Source organism: Rhizobium sp. Leaf262 (genome assembly GCF_001422245.1).
In the GTDB taxonomy this organism is placed as follows: domain Bacteria; phylum Pseudomonadota; class Alphaproteobacteria; order Rhizobiales; family Rhizobiaceae; genus Agrobacterium.
Map to the genome: position 1 here is coordinate 226573 of NZ_LMMM01000021.1, position 14360 is coordinate 240932.

The following is a 14360-nucleotide window of genomic DNA, read 5'->3' on the forward strand; positions in this document are numbered from 1 at the left end:
CTCGTCTTTACGAAGCTGGCAGAGCGTTTTGCCATTCCTTGATGGCGTCTACAGGTGCAACCAGCATCAGCACGTTCAGCGTCAGATTATCGCGGATCAGCCAGCCGGTGAATATCTCGAAGAAGATCGCAATGACGATGGTCAGCCAGATCGGCATGCGGGCCGCGAAGAAGAAGCCCAGCACCATGAACACTGTGTCCATGGCCGAGTTCAAGATGCTGTCGCCGCTGTAACCCAGCGCCATGGTGGCGGTGCGGTAGCGATCGATGATGATGGGCGAATTTTCAAGAAGCTCCCAGGCAGCCTCGATCAGAACCGCAAAGGACAACCGCATCCCGATGGTCTGCTTGCGAAACAGGAGCCAGGCAAGACCGTAGAACAGGAAGCCGTGGATGATGTGCGACGGCGTGTACCAGTCGGCCAGATGCTGGGAATTGCCCGGTGTGTTCACGCCCGGTTCGAACAGCTTGACATAGCCACACTCGCAGATGGGAACGCGGCCCATAAAATACAGAATGACGATTTGCGCGACGAGCAGAGCCGCGGCGACACCGAACCATTTGTAGGACGTCGAACGCGATACGGACATGCCCGGAACTGTCATTTCTTGTCTTTCGTCAACGGCTCGACGGAGTGGCGCATGATGAGCGGCATCTGCGCCATGGTGAAGATGATGGTGATGGGCATGGTGCCCCAGACCTTGAAGGCGACCCAGGTATCGGTCGAGAATCCGCGCCAGACGACTTCGTTGAGGACCGCGAGGAACAGGAAGAAGAAGCCCCAGCGGAAGGTGAGCTTGCGCCAGCCTTCATCATTGAGCTTGAAGGCCGAGTTGAAGACGTAGCCGAGAAGCGACTGGCCGAACAGCAGGCCACCCAGCAGGATGACGCCGAACAGCGCATTGACGATGGTCGGCTTCATCTTGATGAAGGTATCGTTCTGCAGATAGAGCGTCAGCGCGCCGAAGACGAGCACGACGATGCCGGAGATCAGCGGCATCATCGGCAGGGTGCGCGTCAGGATCCACGAGACCGTGAGCGCAACGATCGTCGCGATCATGAACAGGCCGGTGGCGATGAAGATCGGGCCACCGAACTCGGTCAGAACCGGGAAAGTCGTTGCCAGCCACTCGCCCTTGGAATTGGCAAAGAAGAAAATCAGCAGCGGTCCAAGCTCGAGCGCGAACTTCAACAGCGGGCTGATTTCCCGCACCATTTTTTCGCTTTCGCGCTGATTGCTTTCCACGTCCATACTCAAACTCCCGCAATCGCTTTCGCGAAATCTTCCGCTTCGAACGGCTCCAGATCGTCCACGCCTTCGCCGACACCGATGAAATAAACCGGCAGCTTGTGCTTGGCAGCGATGGCGACGAGGATACCGCCGCGGGCCGTGCCATCCAATTTTGTCATAATCAGGCCGGAGACGCCCGCGATGTTGCGGAAAATCTCCACCTGGTTCAAGGCATTTTGCCCGGTCGTCGCATCCAGCGTCTGCAACACGGTGTGCGGCGCATCGGGATCGAGCTTGGCCAGCACGCGCACGATCTTCTCAAGCTCGGCCATCAGCTCGGCCTTGTTCTGCAAACGGCCAGCCGTATCGATGATCAGCACATCGCTTTTCTTCGCCCGCGCCTGCTCGAAGGCGTCATAGGCAAGGCCCGCAGCATCGGCGCCCAGCTTGGTGCCGATGAATTCCGAACCGGTGCGATCCGCCCAGATCTTCAACTGCTCGATGGCAGCGGCGCGGAACGTATCGCCCGCCGCCAGCATGACCTTGAGGCCGGAACCGGACAGCTTCGCCGCCAGCTTGCCGATAGTCGTGGTCTTACCGGTGCCATTGACGCCGACGACGAGGATGACATGCGGCTTGTGCGACAGGTCAAGCTCCAGCGGCTTGGCGACCGGTGCAAGGACCTTGGTGATTTCACCGGCCATGATGCGCGCCACGTCTTCACCGCTGACATCCTTGCCGTAGCGTTCGGATGACAGCGCGCCGGTGATGCGCATGGCGGTTTCCAGCCCGAGATCGGACTGGATCAGCAGGTCTTCCAGCTCATCCAGCGTGTCTTCATCCAGCTTGCGCTTGGTGAACAGGGCCGAAATCTGGCTGGTCAGTTGCGATGATGTCCGGGAAAGTCCGGCGCGCAGACGCTGGAACCATGTCAGTTTGATTTCTGGCGCGGGCTCGACGGCCAAGACCCGGTCGCTTGCCGATGCGAAGCCCTTGGGGAGGGCAGCGGGCGTAACAGCAGTTTCCGAGGGCTCTTCGACGCTGGCAGCTTCCGCCTCGGCCAGAATATCATCCATTGCATCGACATCGAGCGGTGCGTCAGCGGCTACATCTTCCAGCGCGGCGGCGGGCTGTTCCTCGGCTGCAGCCTCTGCCTGCAACAGCGATAGCGGCACCATGCCGATATCGCCGACCTGCTCGGTGCCCGGCAGAAGCGGCGCGTCTTCGTCCTCATCGTTGATCGTGGCATCATCGACCACATCATCCGGGGCAGGGCCGCCTGCGGTGTCCATCTCGATATCGGAGACCGGATCGTCGGCAACGGGCGCATGCGCTTCGGCCTCGCTCAACACCTCTTCGAAGGTGGTCGGGTGATCGCTCGTGGAGAGAGGCGTCTGGTCCGCGTCCGGCTTATCCGTCTCGGCCTTGTCCTTGCCGAAGGAAAACACTTTTTTGATGAAGCCGAGGGCCATGACTGTTCCGTATCCTTGACGTCAGGCGGCTTGCGCCGACAGACATTGCATATGCAGGTGTTTTCCGTTGTGACCGGTAATCAGCACCTGCGCAAGGGTGCGCGGCGCAAGATCGCCTGCGGCAACGAGGGTGAAATTGTCCGTATGGGCAAAGCCGTTATTCTCGACCAGCACCGTCTGCGTGGTGCCGACCATGCCGGTCAGATGCGCATCCCGCAAGGCTTCGCCGCGCAGCCGCAGCCTTGCTGCCCGCTGCTTGATCAGCCCACGGTCCAGTTGCGGCATGCGCGCCGCTGGCGTGCCGGGACGCGGGCTGTAAGGGAAAACATGCAGGTTGGAGATGCCGCATTCTTCCGCAAGGGTCGCGGCGTTTTCGAACATCTCCTCGGTTTCGGTCGGGAAACCGGCAATCATATCCGCACCGAACGCCATCTCCGGGCGCAGCGCCTTGACCTGATGACAGAAGCTGACGGCATCGGCGCGCAGATGGCGGCGCTTCATACGTTTCAGGATCATGTCATCGCCATGCTGGAGCGAGAGATGCAGATGCGGCATGAAGCGTGGCTCATCGGCGATGAGATCCAGCAGATGTCTGTCCACCTCGATGCTGTCGATGGAGGACAGCCGCAGCCGCAGGATATCCGGCACCTGTTTGAGAAGCGTCTTGGCCAGATAGCCCAGCGAGGGCTCGCCCGGCAGATCCGCCCCGTAGCTGGTGGCATCGACGCCGGTCAGCACGATTTCGCGGTATCCGTTTTCCGTCAGCTTGCGGGCCTGATCCACCACGGCACCCATCGGCACCGAGCGGGAATTGCCGCGCCCATAGGGAATGACGCAGAAGGTGCAGCGATGGTCGCAGCCGTTCTGCACCTGAATGAAGGCGCGCACATGCCCGTCGATGTGCTTGATCATCTGCGGCGCGGTGGCGCGCACGCTCATGATATCGTTGACGCGCAGCTTTTCTTCCGCCGACACGCCGAAATCCGGCAAAGCGCGGTAGGAGGCGCTTTTCAGCTTTTCCTCATTGCCCAGCACGGCATCGACCTCCGGCATTTCGGCAAAGGTTTCTTTTTCCGTCTGCGCGGCACAGCCGGTGACGATGATGCGGGCATGCGGGTTTTCGCGCCGCGCACGGCGGATGGCCGAGCGTGCCTGACGCACAGCCTCGCCTGTTACGGCGCAGGTGTTGACCAGCACGGCATTGTTCAGCCCCGCCTTTTCGGCCTCCGCCCGCATAACTTCCGATTCGTAGGTGTTGAGGCGGCAGCCGAAGGTTATGACCTCGACGCCGCTCATAGGGCCGCCTGTGCCAGTGCCGCATCGCGAGCCCAGGTGCCGGTGACCGGATCGACTGTGCCAGCCCATTCCCATTCGGCAGGGCCCGTCATGACGACATGGTTGTCTTGCCGCCATTCTATGGTCAGCGGAATGCGGACCGGGCTGGAGGCGACATCGATCTCGACGGTGCGTCCCGTTCTGCCCGTGCGGGCAGCGGAGACGGCGGCGGCACAGGCGGCAGAGCCACAGGCCAGCGTCAGCCCCGCGCCACGCTCGAAGGTGCGGGTGCGCAACGTGCTGTCGGAGATGACCTGCGCCAGCGTGATATTGGCCTTTTCGGGAAACATCGGGTGGTTTTCCAGCAGCGGCCCGAAGCGCTCCAGATCGAACTCCATCGGATCGCTGTTGACCCAGAACACCGCATGCGGATTGCCCATCGACATGACGGCGGGCGAATGCAGCATGGGGTTGTCGATCGGCCCGATCTGAAGCTCGATGCGGCTGGTATCGTGGAATTCTTCGGCAAGCGGAATGTCGTTCCAGTTGAAGCGTGGCATGCCCATATCGACGGATATCATGCCGTCCTCGTGTTCACTGGCGTTCAAAATGCCAGCAACCGTCTGGAAGGTGAAGCTCTTCTTGCCGGTCTCCGACGCCAGCGCCTGCACCACGCAGCGCGTTCCGTTGCCGCAGGCCTGCGCCTTGGTGCCATCGCAATTGAGAATGTCGATATAGGCATCCGTGCCCTGCGCGCGCGGATCGTGGATGGCCATGATCTGGTCGAAGGCGGTGTCAGCATCCGCATTCAGCGCAATCGCCGCCTGCGGGGTCACCATGTCCTTGCGGCCGCGCATATCGACAACGAGAATCTTGTTGCCAAGCCCGTTCATCTTCGCGAATTCGACCGTATCCGTCATGTTGTTGAGCCTGTGTTGTGGGTTTTGAGCTTATATGGCGGAAATGGCTGGGAATTACCAGTGTGGTGGTGAGTCTGAGAGTTGTGTTTTGGTAGGGGCGTTTTGGGTGTTGAGTGTACCGTATGGGTGCGGCGGGTGTGGCATACCCCCCTCTGGCCTGTCGGCCATCTCCCCCACAAGGAGGGAGATCGGCTGGGCGCAGGCCCGCCGGTTCATCCGCACCCTCTGCGCCAACCTCCTCCGCAGTCGTCGAAATGGCCGGGAGCGAAGCCACCTGCCGATCTCCCCACCTGTGGGGGAGATGGCCGGCAGGCCAGAGGGGGGTGAGCGGCGTGCACTGACCTCTCGATAGGCTCCCGGTTGCCACACCCGCCGCCCTCATGCTGAGGCGCCCCGCAGGGGCCTCGAAGCATCCGCCGCGCATCCTGCCCCAAGCCCGCAACCCTCATCCTTCGAGGCCCCTGCGGGGCACCTCAGGATGAGGGTTGCTTCCTCACCAAATCCAATCCTATCAAAAACCCGGCCACCGCTCACACAAGCTTCGCCGTTCACGCGGCAGCACCTGCCCGTGGCATGACCTTCTCTCATCTGTCCATCACCATTCGCGGCCATGGGTATTCGGACGGGGCGCTGTAAGTTGCCTCGTTGGGTAGTCTAAGAATGGCACCTCGCAGCGCCCCGTTCAGCTCTTTTGGCCAAACAGCGATCCTTCGGACGGGGCGCTGTAAGTTGCCTCGTTGGGTAGTCTAAGAATGGCACCTCGCAGCGCCCCGTTCAGCTCTTTTGGCCAAACAGCGATCCTCTTGCCACGGCTGGCAGAACCCGGGAGGGCAAGGGGGCCTTGCCGTTGGAACGGTCGGACATTTCAAGGTCCGACCCTCAACCCTCCGGGTGGCGATGGCCCGTTGCCGGATCATCACCCTGCCAGTTCGGCCACATCTGCCYTCGAGGATGCGAGGCTTCATTCTGACGAAGCGCCCGCAGCCATCGATCCGTTCTCCGCAAGGGCGWTCCACAGCGCACATGGCTGCGGTTTCCCTTGCGATCCGTCCGCGTCGTCTCACAACGGTGCGGGGCAGATGCAGCGTGTTCCTGTGTACCGCCTGACTTTCGCTTCAATCCCCATGGCCGCGTTCGACCAGAGGACGATGAGCTGTCGGTACACCCGGTGGTGGGCACCTCACCCGCAAAACCCGAAACGGTGTTTTGCAGCAAAGACATGCCGGGCCGGTCCGGACATTGGAAAGGCAACGACAGCCGGTCCGAAACCGCCGCCRCCTTTCTCCCGTCCCACCGGGGAGATCGCTGCCCGACCCCGAGGTTGAAAGGTTTGCGTCACCCTTCCAACCCCAGCGCCGGTCCCGCCTCGCCGCAACGCCTTGCGGTGTATCCGAGGGCGGAACGGGACCATTGTGCGGGTGATTCGCGCGCCATTGAGAAAGTTGCGGGGGGATTTCTGGTGTTTTTTGCGGGGTTTTGGGTAAGGGATTGATTTGGTTGGGAAGTATTTTGGGTGTGGGTGGTTTGGGGTGCGTATCGTGAGGTTGGAGGTTGGGGCTTACCCCCCTCTGGCCTGCCGGCCATCTCCCCCACAAGGAGGGAGATCGGCAAGACGGGCGCTCCCCGCTTTATCCGCAGCCTTTGAGGTGGCCGGGGCACCATCCACGAGTCGATCTCCCCACCTGTGGGGGAGATGTCCGGCAGGACAGAGGGGGGTGAGCGGCTGGCTCTGCCAATCAACTAAAATAGCGGAAGAGAGAGCAATTCCAATATCTTAAAAAAATCTCAATATGAGAAACCGCAAGCGAGACGTCTTGCCTCTCACCCTCAAACCATCGGCACGTCAAACACCTCGCTCGGTCGCATCGGGTGGAAGCGGTCTTCGGCAACACCGTGTTCACTCAACGCTGCCTTCAGCGCAATGATCGGGGCATCGATGGCTTCGTCGGTGAGCTGGACTGTGCCCCAATGGTGGCCGCAGGCGTAGGCGGCGTTGCAGATTTTCATGCCTTCCACCGCTTCGGACGGGTTCTGGTGCTGGCCTTTCATGAACCAGCGGGGCTCGTAAGCGCCAAACGGCAGGTTGGCGAGGCGGAAAGAGCCGTGTTTTTTAGCAGCGGCGTGGTAATTCAGGCCGCCGTGGAAGCCGGTATCGCCGATGTGATAAATCTTGCCGCTTGGTGTTTCGATGACAAAGGCGGCCCAGAGCGCCATGCGGCGATCGTTGAGGCCGCGGGCCGACCAGTGATGGCAGGGCTCGAAATGGATTTTGACATCGGGAGCGATGGTCAGCACATCGCCCCAGTCACCCACGGAGATCTTGGCCGCTTCGACACGGGTGCGGATGACGGCATCGTTGCCGAGTGGCGTGATGAAATGCGGTTTGTGGTGGATGTGCAGCTGGTGCAGCGTTTCCGTATCCAGATGATCGTAATGATTATGCGTAACCAGCACGAGGTCGATCGGCGGCAGATCCTTGAACTGGATCCCCGGCGGATTGACGCGCTTGGGACCGGCGAAGCTGAAGGGGCTGGTGCGCTCCGACCAGACGGGATCGACCAGAATATTCAGGCCCGCCGTCTGGATGAGGAAGGACGCGTGGCCGACGAAGGTGACGCGCAGGTTCGTGCCACCAACACGCTCATCCGGTTTGACGAAGGGGAAGGGGCTGGGATAGGCGTCCGGCCATGTGGCCTTGTTGCCATCGAAACGCCACTTCATCAGGTCCATGAAGCCATTGGGCGCTTCGCCGCCGGGGTTGAAGAAGCGCACGCCATCGAAATGATCCGACAGGGGCCCTTTATAATAGGCGCTGGCGCTGGACTGGCGCGCGTAAAGACCGCCGCCTGCCAGAAGCGCGCCGAGGAATGAGAGTTTGAAGAGGCTTCGTCTTTTCATCCCTCATGTGTAAGTCTGCGAAGCCCCGCATTCAATGCCGGCGGCGTCAGGCTTGTCGAATTTTGAAAAATTGTTGTAAAACTCCCGACGTACAACCATTTCGATTTTTCATGTTCGTAAACATATTTCAGGAGACGCCACCATGACGATCCTCAGATTTCTTGCCCTTCCGTTTGTGCTTCTGCTCATGCTGGCGGCTACGGTGCGGGCCGAACCATTGCCCGAACCGGTGAACGGCGTGACCTTCGAGGAATGGGCCTCGGCCAACGGACGGATCGCCAACCATCAGGACAAGCAGGAGGTGATCGCCGTACTGGGTCTCGACATGCATTCCTATGAGGCCGTCGATGTTGCCTTTACCGAGGCGCTGAAGACATCCGCCCCCGATGGCGACGTCATGCGGGTGTTCGGCGAGGCATTCGGCGATCCCAACCGGGGCCGTTTCGCCAAGACCGAGCAGGTCGACATCGAGGGCAAGCTGGCGACGCTGGACGATTATGCGCGCGTGCAGGGGCATTTGCAGGCGGCAACCGAACTCAAGCTCGACCCTGCCAAGGTTCTTGAAGAGCATAACCTCACGCCCTACGAGTTTTCGCAGGAAGCCGGGCGCTGGGTCCGCGTCATGGCCATGGAAGCGTCCAAGAGCTCAGACAATGTCATGAAATACAATGTCGCCATCGAGCGCTACCGCCTGGAATATCTCGCCAAAGGCTCGAAGAATTGATCTGACGGCGCGCGGACGACAGCAGCCGGAACGGCAAAAGCCAGCTTTGGCTTGACTCTTGCCGCCTTTTCCTGTTTACCCGCGCCCATCAGCTGGCAGTTTCATGACCGCAGCCGCCGACCGGGACCCGCAAGGTATAGATGATCCCGGAGGCAAACATCCGACAGCGCGATGCGCCCTCGGGTGCTTTTTGGCTATGCCCTTTGCCGGGCGTCTTGTTTTTGACAGCAAAAGAACCGACGTTTCGGTGACCCCGAAACGAAGAAGGATGACGCGATGTTTGAAAACCTCCAGGACCGCCTTGGCTCCATTCTGAATGGACTGACCGGCCGTGGCGCGCTTTCGGAAGCCGATGTGACGGCGGCCCTGCGCGAGGTTCGCCGTGCGCTTCTGGAAGCGGACGTGGCGCTGGAAGTCGTGCGGTCCTTTACCGACAAGGTGCGTGAAAAGGCCGTCGGCGCCTCGGTTCTCAAAGCCATCAAGCCCGGCCAGATGGTCGTCAAGATCGTCCATGACGAGTTGGTCGAGATGCTGGGCTCCGAAGGCGTGGCCATCGACCTGCATGCGGCTGCCCCCGTCGTCATCATGATGGTGGGTCTGCAGGGTTCGGGTAAGACGACGACCACCGGCAAGATTGCCAAGCGCCTGACCGACCGCGACAAGAAGAAGGTGCTGATGGCATCTCTCGACACGCGTCGTCCGGCAGCGCAGGAGCAGTTGCGCCAGCTCGGCGTTCAGACCGGCGTCGATACGCTGCCGATCATTGCTGGACAATCGCCGACCGATATCGCTTCGCGCGCCGTGCAGGCGGCCAAGCTCGGCGGCCATGATGTCGTGATCCTCGATACCGCCGGTCGTACCCACATCGACGAGCCGTTGATGATGGAAATGGCGGATATCAAGAAAAACGCCAAGCCGCATGAAATCCTGCTGGTCGCGGATAGCTTGACCGGTCAGGACGCCGTCAATCTGGCGCGCAACTTCGATGAGCGCGTCGGCATTACCGGCCTCGTCTTGACCCGTATGGACGGTGATGGCCGTGGCGGCGCAGCGCTTTCGATGCGTGCCGTGACCGGCAAGCCGATCAAGCTGATCGGCACCGGCGAGCGCATGGGCGAGCTGGACGAGTTCCACCCGCGCCGTATCGCCGACCGAATTCTGGGCATGGGCGACATTGTTTCGCTGGTCGAAAAGGCTGCTGAAAACATCGATGCGGAAAAAGCCGCGGCGATGGCCAAGAAGATGCAGTCCGGCAAGTTCGATCTGAACGATCTGGCCGACCAGCTGGGTCAGATGAAGAAAATGGGCGGCATGGGCGGCATTATGGGCCTGATGCCCGGCATGGCGGGCATGAAGGACAAGATGGCGGCGTCGGGTTTGAACGACAAGATGTTCGACCGCCAGATCGCCATCATCTCTTCCATGACCAAGGCCGAGCGCGCCAACCCGGATATTCTGAAACACAGCCGCAAGAAGCGCATCGCTGCCGGTTCCGGCACGGATGCGGCTGAAATCAACAAGCTGCTCAAGATGCATCGCGGCATGGCCGACATGATGAAAGCCATGGGCGGCAAGGGCAAGGGCGGCATCATGAAACAGATGATGGGCGGCCTTGCGGGCAAGATGGGCCTTGGCGGCGGAATGGGCGGCATGCCTGATCTGGCCAATATGGACCCCAAGCAGCTGGAAGCGCTTCAAAAGCAGGCGGAAGCCGCCGGTCTCGGCAAGGGCGGCGGACTGCCGCCGGGCCTTGGTGGCATGGGCGGAATGCCCGGTCTTCCCGGTCTGGGCGGACCGAAGCTGCCCGGTCTCGGTGGTCTTCCCGGCCTGCCCGGTTTTGGCAAGAAGAAGTGAGAGCTGGCATGACCGATGCAGAGATAAAGGCCCAACTTTCGCAATATCGCCAGTCCATCGACAATATCGATGCGGCGCTGGTGCACATGCTGGCCGAACGGTTCCAACGCACCAAGGCGGTTGGCGTTTTGAAAGCAACCCACGAATTGCCGCCGGCAGACCCGGCGCGCGAGGAATACCAGATCGAACGTCTGCGCCGTCTGGCAAAGGACGCCGATCTGGACCCGGATTTTGCTGAGAAGTTTTTAAACTTCATCATCAAGGAAGTCATCCGGCATCATGAAGCAATTGCCGCTGAACACAACGGCACCGACAAGACCGCCTGACCGGCGGACAAGCCATTATAAGGAGAAACAACATGGCACTGAAAATTCGTCTCGCACGCGGTGGTTCCAAGAAGCGCCCGTACTACCAGATCGTCGTTGCTGACGCCCGTTCGCCACGCGACGGCCGTTTCCTCGAGAAGGTCGGTTCCTGGAACCCGATGCTTGCCAAGGACAACGCTGATCGCATCCAGATCAACGGCGACCTCGTCAAGGAATGGATTGCCAAGGGCGCACAGCCAACAGACCGCGTTCTGCGCTTCCTCGCAGAAGCCGGCATCGCAACCCGCGACGCCCGCAGCAACCCTGAAAAGGCAAAGCCAGGCAAGAAGGCTCTCGAGCGCGTTGCCGAGAAGAAGCAGAAGGCTGACGACGCCGCTGCTGCTGCCGCAGAAGCATCTGCTGCCGAATAATTCCGGCTTGCACGGTTATGAAACGGGTGGCGTGGATTTCCGCGCCACCCGTTTATGTTTATTTTGACGGCGACATGCCGTACATAGATTTTAAAGACGAACACCGAAACGGACGACCGATGGCAAAGCTGGAAAACCCCATTCTCATGGCCAAGATCGGCGCGGCGCAGGGGCTGCGTGGCGAGGTGCGGGTCAGCTCGTTTACGGACGATCCGACGGCGCTCGGCGATTACGGCAATCTGGTTTCCGCGGATGGCCGGGTTTTCGAAATTCTCGAGATACGCGAAGCCAAGACCGTGGTCATCGTGCGTTTTCGCGGCATCAACGACCGCAACGCGGCGGAAGCTCTGAACGGGGTCGAACTGTTCATCGAGCGCGATAACCTGCCCGACGACGGTCTGGACGAAGACGAATTCTACTATACCGATCTGGAAGGGCTGGAAGCCGTCGATGCCGAGGGCAAGAGTTATGGCTCCGTCAGCGCTGTGCACGATTTCGGCGCAGGCGATCTGCTGGAGCTGAAAGGCGCTGGCCGCCGTCCCGCGCTCATTCCCTTTTCCGAGGCTGCGGTTCTGGAAATCGACCTTGAAGGCGGCAAAATCCTGATCGACCCCTTGGCTGCCGGGCTGATCGACAATCCCGAAGATGGCAAGGATGACCCGGATCATCCGATCTTCGGCAAGAAAAACTAACATGACATTCAAGGCAACCGTGCTGACGCTCTACCCGGACATGTTTCCGGGTCATCTGGGCCATTCGCTGGCGGGCAAGGCGCTGGAGCGCGGCCAATGGCAGATCGAGCCGGTGCAAATCCGTGACTTCGCCACCGACAAGCACCGCAGCGTGGATGACACGCCCGCCGGTGGCGGTGCGGGCATGGTGCTGAAGCCGGATGTGCTGGCGGCGGCCATCGATGCCGTCTCGACGGACGATACACGTCCGTGCCTGCTGATGAGCCCGCGTGGGCGACCACTCACACAGGAGCGGGTGCGCGAGATTGCCGCCGGTGACGGCGTCATCATTATCTGCGGTCGCTTCGAGGGCGTGGACCAGCGGGTGATCGATGCGCGCGATCTCGAAGAGGTCTGCATCGGCGACTACATCCTATCCGGTGGCGAGCCGGCGGCGCTGACGCTGCTGGATGCCGTGGTGCGCATTCTGCCCGGTGTTATGGGCAACGACCTCTCGGGCGTGCATGAGAGCTTCGAGGGCGGATTGCTGGAGCATCCGCACTACACCCGCCCGCAGGTGTGGGAGGAGCGCGATATTCCCGCCGTTCTGACCTCCGGCAACCACAAGGCCATCGACACATGGCGGCATGAACAGGCGCTGGCGCTGACGAAAGAGCGCCGCCCCGACCTCCTTGTGAAGCCAAATCAGGCCGAGACGAAATAATAGACCGAGAGTAACAGCCCCACCGAGATCACCAGGGCGCGGACGATCCATTGCGGGACGCGGCGGGCGATATAGACGCCGCTGTAGCCGCCGAGGGCAGATGCCGGGATCATGATCAGCGCGGAAGGCCATGCCACCACGCCGCCGCCGACGAAGACGACGATGGCAACGGCGGCGATGACCACCGCCAGCAGGTTTTTCAGCGCGTTGAGGTGATGATAGGTGCCGCCGGATGTGAGGCCCAGCACGGCCAGCATCATGATGCCCATGCCCGCGCCGAAGAAGCCGCCATAGATGGATGTGAAGAACTGGCCGGTGAGGCTTGCGGCATTGCCGGGAGAGCGCTCGGCGCTGGTGCGCGGGCGCAGCCAAGGACCTGCGGCAAACAAAAGCGTGGCGGCAAGCAGAAGCCATGGCACGAGTTGGCGGAAGGCCGGGTTGTCCAGCGACAGAAGCAGCAGCGCGCCTGCGGTCGATCCGGCGATGGAAAGAATGGCGAGAACGATGGCACCTTTCCAGTGAGCGCGGATTTCCGGCCAGTAGGCGATGACCGAAGTGACGTAGCCGGGAAACTGCACGATGGAGGAGGTGGCGTTGGCCGAAATCGGCGCGATGCCGGCAATCGTCATGGCCCCGAAGGTCAGAAACGTGCCGCCGCCTGCGATGGCGTTGACCGCACCGGACAGAAAGCCGCTGGCAAGCAGCAGCAGAATGATGAACACAGACATGGCCCCTCCCGGCGCGTCATTGAGAGCGCCCCGATCCTCCATATCCGGTGACGCGGTGGACGACAATCAGGCAGCGACCGACAAAATAATGTCACAAGAGGGATGACAAATGCGTCGTCTTGCTGTAATGGCCCGCGTGGAACTGGGGTTTACCCCTTTAACCGCAAGCAAAGAATGGTGAACCCGCTCCTGCCGCAAGGCATGGTCCCGAGACAAGGTTTCAAGGGATGACAGTTGAGCGCTCTGGCTGTTTCAGAAGAAATCAGAGGTTAATATGACCAACATTATCGCACAGCTGGAAGCCGAACAGGCTGCCAAGATCGAAGCCAAGCGTACGCTTCCAGAATTCTCCCCAGGTGACACCGTTCGCGTCAACGTACGCGTAACGGAAGGCAACCGTACCCGCGTACAGGCATACGAAGGCGTCGTTATCGCCCGTTCCGGCGGTGGCCTCAACGAAAGCTTCACCGTTCGCAAGATCTCCTACGGCGAAGGCGTAGAGCGCGTATTCCCGGTTTACTCGCCGCTGGTTGAAGGCGTTGAAATCGTTCGCCGCGGTAAGGTCCGTCGCGCGAAGCTCTACTACCTGCGCGACCGTCGCGGCAAGTCTGCCCGTATCGTTGAAGACACCGGCGTTCGCGCCCGTAAGCTCAACGACGCTGAGCGTCAGGCTGCTGCCGAAGAAAAGGCACGTATCGAAGCTGAAAAGGTTGCAGCAGCACAGGCTCTGGCCGCTGAGAAGGCCGCAGCAGAAGCTGCTGAAGCCAAGGCAGCTGAAGAAGCCGCAGCAGCAAAGGCCGCTGAAGGCGCAGCTGAATAATATTTCCCGTCATCGGGAATGTCTTAAAGGCGGTCTTCGGGCCGCCTTTTTTCGTTTGGTGCTGGCGAGGCGATGATTGATTACGCTCGTCCCGGTGAGGCCGACTGCTGTTCGGTTTTGATGGTCGAGTTATCAGGCTACCAGAAAATCAGGAATGAACGTGGCTACGCCACTGCCGTCATCCTCGGGTCAAGCCCGAGGATGACGGCAACAGGGTGTGGTGCGCTCGTCACTCCCTAGCAAGCGTGGACAATTTGTTTGGTTTGCCAATCGGGACAGACGCCCAAAGAGGGTGGCGTTGAGAATTC

Annotated in this window: 14 protein-coding genes; 7 read left to right on the forward strand and 7 right to left on the reverse strand. The window is 60.8% G+C overall.

Features of this window, described 5'->3' with window-relative positions; all coding sequences use genetic code 11:
* Positions 1-7: 7 nt before the first annotated feature.
* The 6 genes from ASF29_RS23110 to ASF29_RS23135 form a co-directional block, all read right to left on the reverse strand.
* Entirely contained in the window at positions 8-589 is a 582-nt protein-coding gene (locus tag ASF29_RS23110) for a DUF2585 domain-containing protein (protein WP_062453150.1), read from the reverse strand.
* 11 nt (positions 590-600) lie between these two features.
* A complete protein-coding gene (locus tag ASF29_RS23115; protein WP_062453013.1) occupies positions 601-1251 on the reverse strand; it encodes a septation protein A in 651 nt (216 codons plus the stop codon).
* Between the two features lie 2 nt (positions 1252-1253).
* On the reverse strand, positions 1254-2702 hold the full coding sequence (gene ftsY, locus ASF29_RS23120) for a signal recognition particle-docking protein FtsY (RefSeq protein WP_062453014.1): 1449 nt from the start codon (positions 2700-2702) through the stop codon (positions 1254-1256).
* 21 nt (positions 2703-2723) lie between these two features.
* The gene (mtaB, locus tag ASF29_RS23125) at positions 2724-3998 is read right to left on the reverse strand and encodes a tRNA (N(6)-L-threonylcarbamoyladenosine(37)-C(2))-methylthiotransferase MtaB (RefSeq protein WP_062453015.1); all 1275 of its coding nucleotides are present in this window, start codon (positions 3996-3998) and stop codon (positions 2724-2726) included.
* Positions 3995-4897 (reverse strand): diaminopimelate epimerase, encoded by a 903-nt coding sequence (dapF, locus tag ASF29_RS23130; protein WP_062453016.1) that lies wholly within the window; start codon positions 4895-4897, stop codon positions 3995-3997. Before dapF ends, mtaB begins: the two co-directional genes overlap by 4 nt.
* 1827 nt (positions 4898-6724) lie before the next feature.
* Entirely contained in the window at positions 6725-7795 is a 1071-nt protein-coding gene (locus ASF29_RS23135) for an MBL fold metallo-hydrolase (protein ID WP_062453017.1), read from the reverse strand.
* A 142-nt stretch (positions 7796-7937) separates the two neighbouring features.
* On the opposite strand from ASF29_RS23135, the gene ASF29_RS23140 reads away from it, so the two are divergent.
* From ASF29_RS23140 to trmD, 6 genes are all read left to right on the forward strand, one after another.
* Positions 7938-8519 carry a hypothetical protein gene (locus ASF29_RS23140; RefSeq protein ID WP_062453018.1) on the forward strand — a complete coding sequence of 194 codons (582 nt, stop codon included), beginning with the start codon at positions 7938-7940 and terminating at the stop codon, positions 8517-8519.
* 276 nt (positions 8520-8795) lie between these two features.
* Positions 8796-10373 (forward strand): signal recognition particle protein, encoded by a 1578-nt coding sequence (gene ffh, locus ASF29_RS23145; protein WP_062453019.1) that lies wholly within the window; start codon positions 8796-8798, stop codon positions 10371-10373.
* An 8-nt stretch (positions 10374-10381) separates the two neighbouring features.
* Positions 10382-10699, forward strand: coding sequence for a chorismate mutase (locus tag ASF29_RS23150; protein ID WP_062453020.1), 318 nt, complete (start codon positions 10382-10384; stop codon positions 10697-10699).
* Positions 10700-10731: 32 nt separating this feature from the next.
* Positions 10732-11109 (forward strand): 30S ribosomal protein S16, encoded by a 378-nt coding sequence (rpsP, locus tag ASF29_RS23155; protein WP_062453021.1) that lies wholly within the window; start codon positions 10732-10734, stop codon positions 11107-11109.
* Between the two features lie 119 nt (positions 11110-11228).
* Complete coding sequence (gene rimM, locus ASF29_RS23160; RefSeq protein ID WP_062453022.1) at positions 11229-11801, forward strand: ribosome maturation factor RimM; 573 nt, start codon at positions 11229-11231, stop codon at positions 11799-11801.
* 1 nt (position 11802) lies between these two features.
* A complete protein-coding gene (gene trmD, locus ASF29_RS23165) occupies positions 11803-12504 on the forward strand; it encodes a tRNA (guanosine(37)-N1)-methyltransferase TrmD (RefSeq protein ID WP_062453023.1) in 702 nt (233 codons plus the stop codon).
* Here trmD and ASF29_RS23170 read toward each other — a convergent pair.
* Positions 12486-13232: a sulfite exporter TauE/SafE family protein gene (locus ASF29_RS23170; protein ID WP_062453024.1), complete on the reverse strand. Its 747-nt coding sequence runs from the start codon at positions 13230-13232 to the stop codon at positions 12486-12488. The genes trmD and ASF29_RS23170 overlap by 19 nt on opposite strands.
* Before the next feature lie 274 nt (positions 13233-13506).
* Here ASF29_RS23170 and rplS point away from each other — a divergent pair, with 274 nt between their 5' ends.
* The gene (rplS, locus tag ASF29_RS23175; protein ID WP_062453025.1) at positions 13507-14052 is read left to right on the forward strand and encodes a 50S ribosomal protein L19; all 546 of its coding nucleotides are present in this window, start codon (positions 13507-13509) and stop codon (positions 14050-14052) included.
* Positions 14053-14360 lie beyond the last annotated feature (308 nt).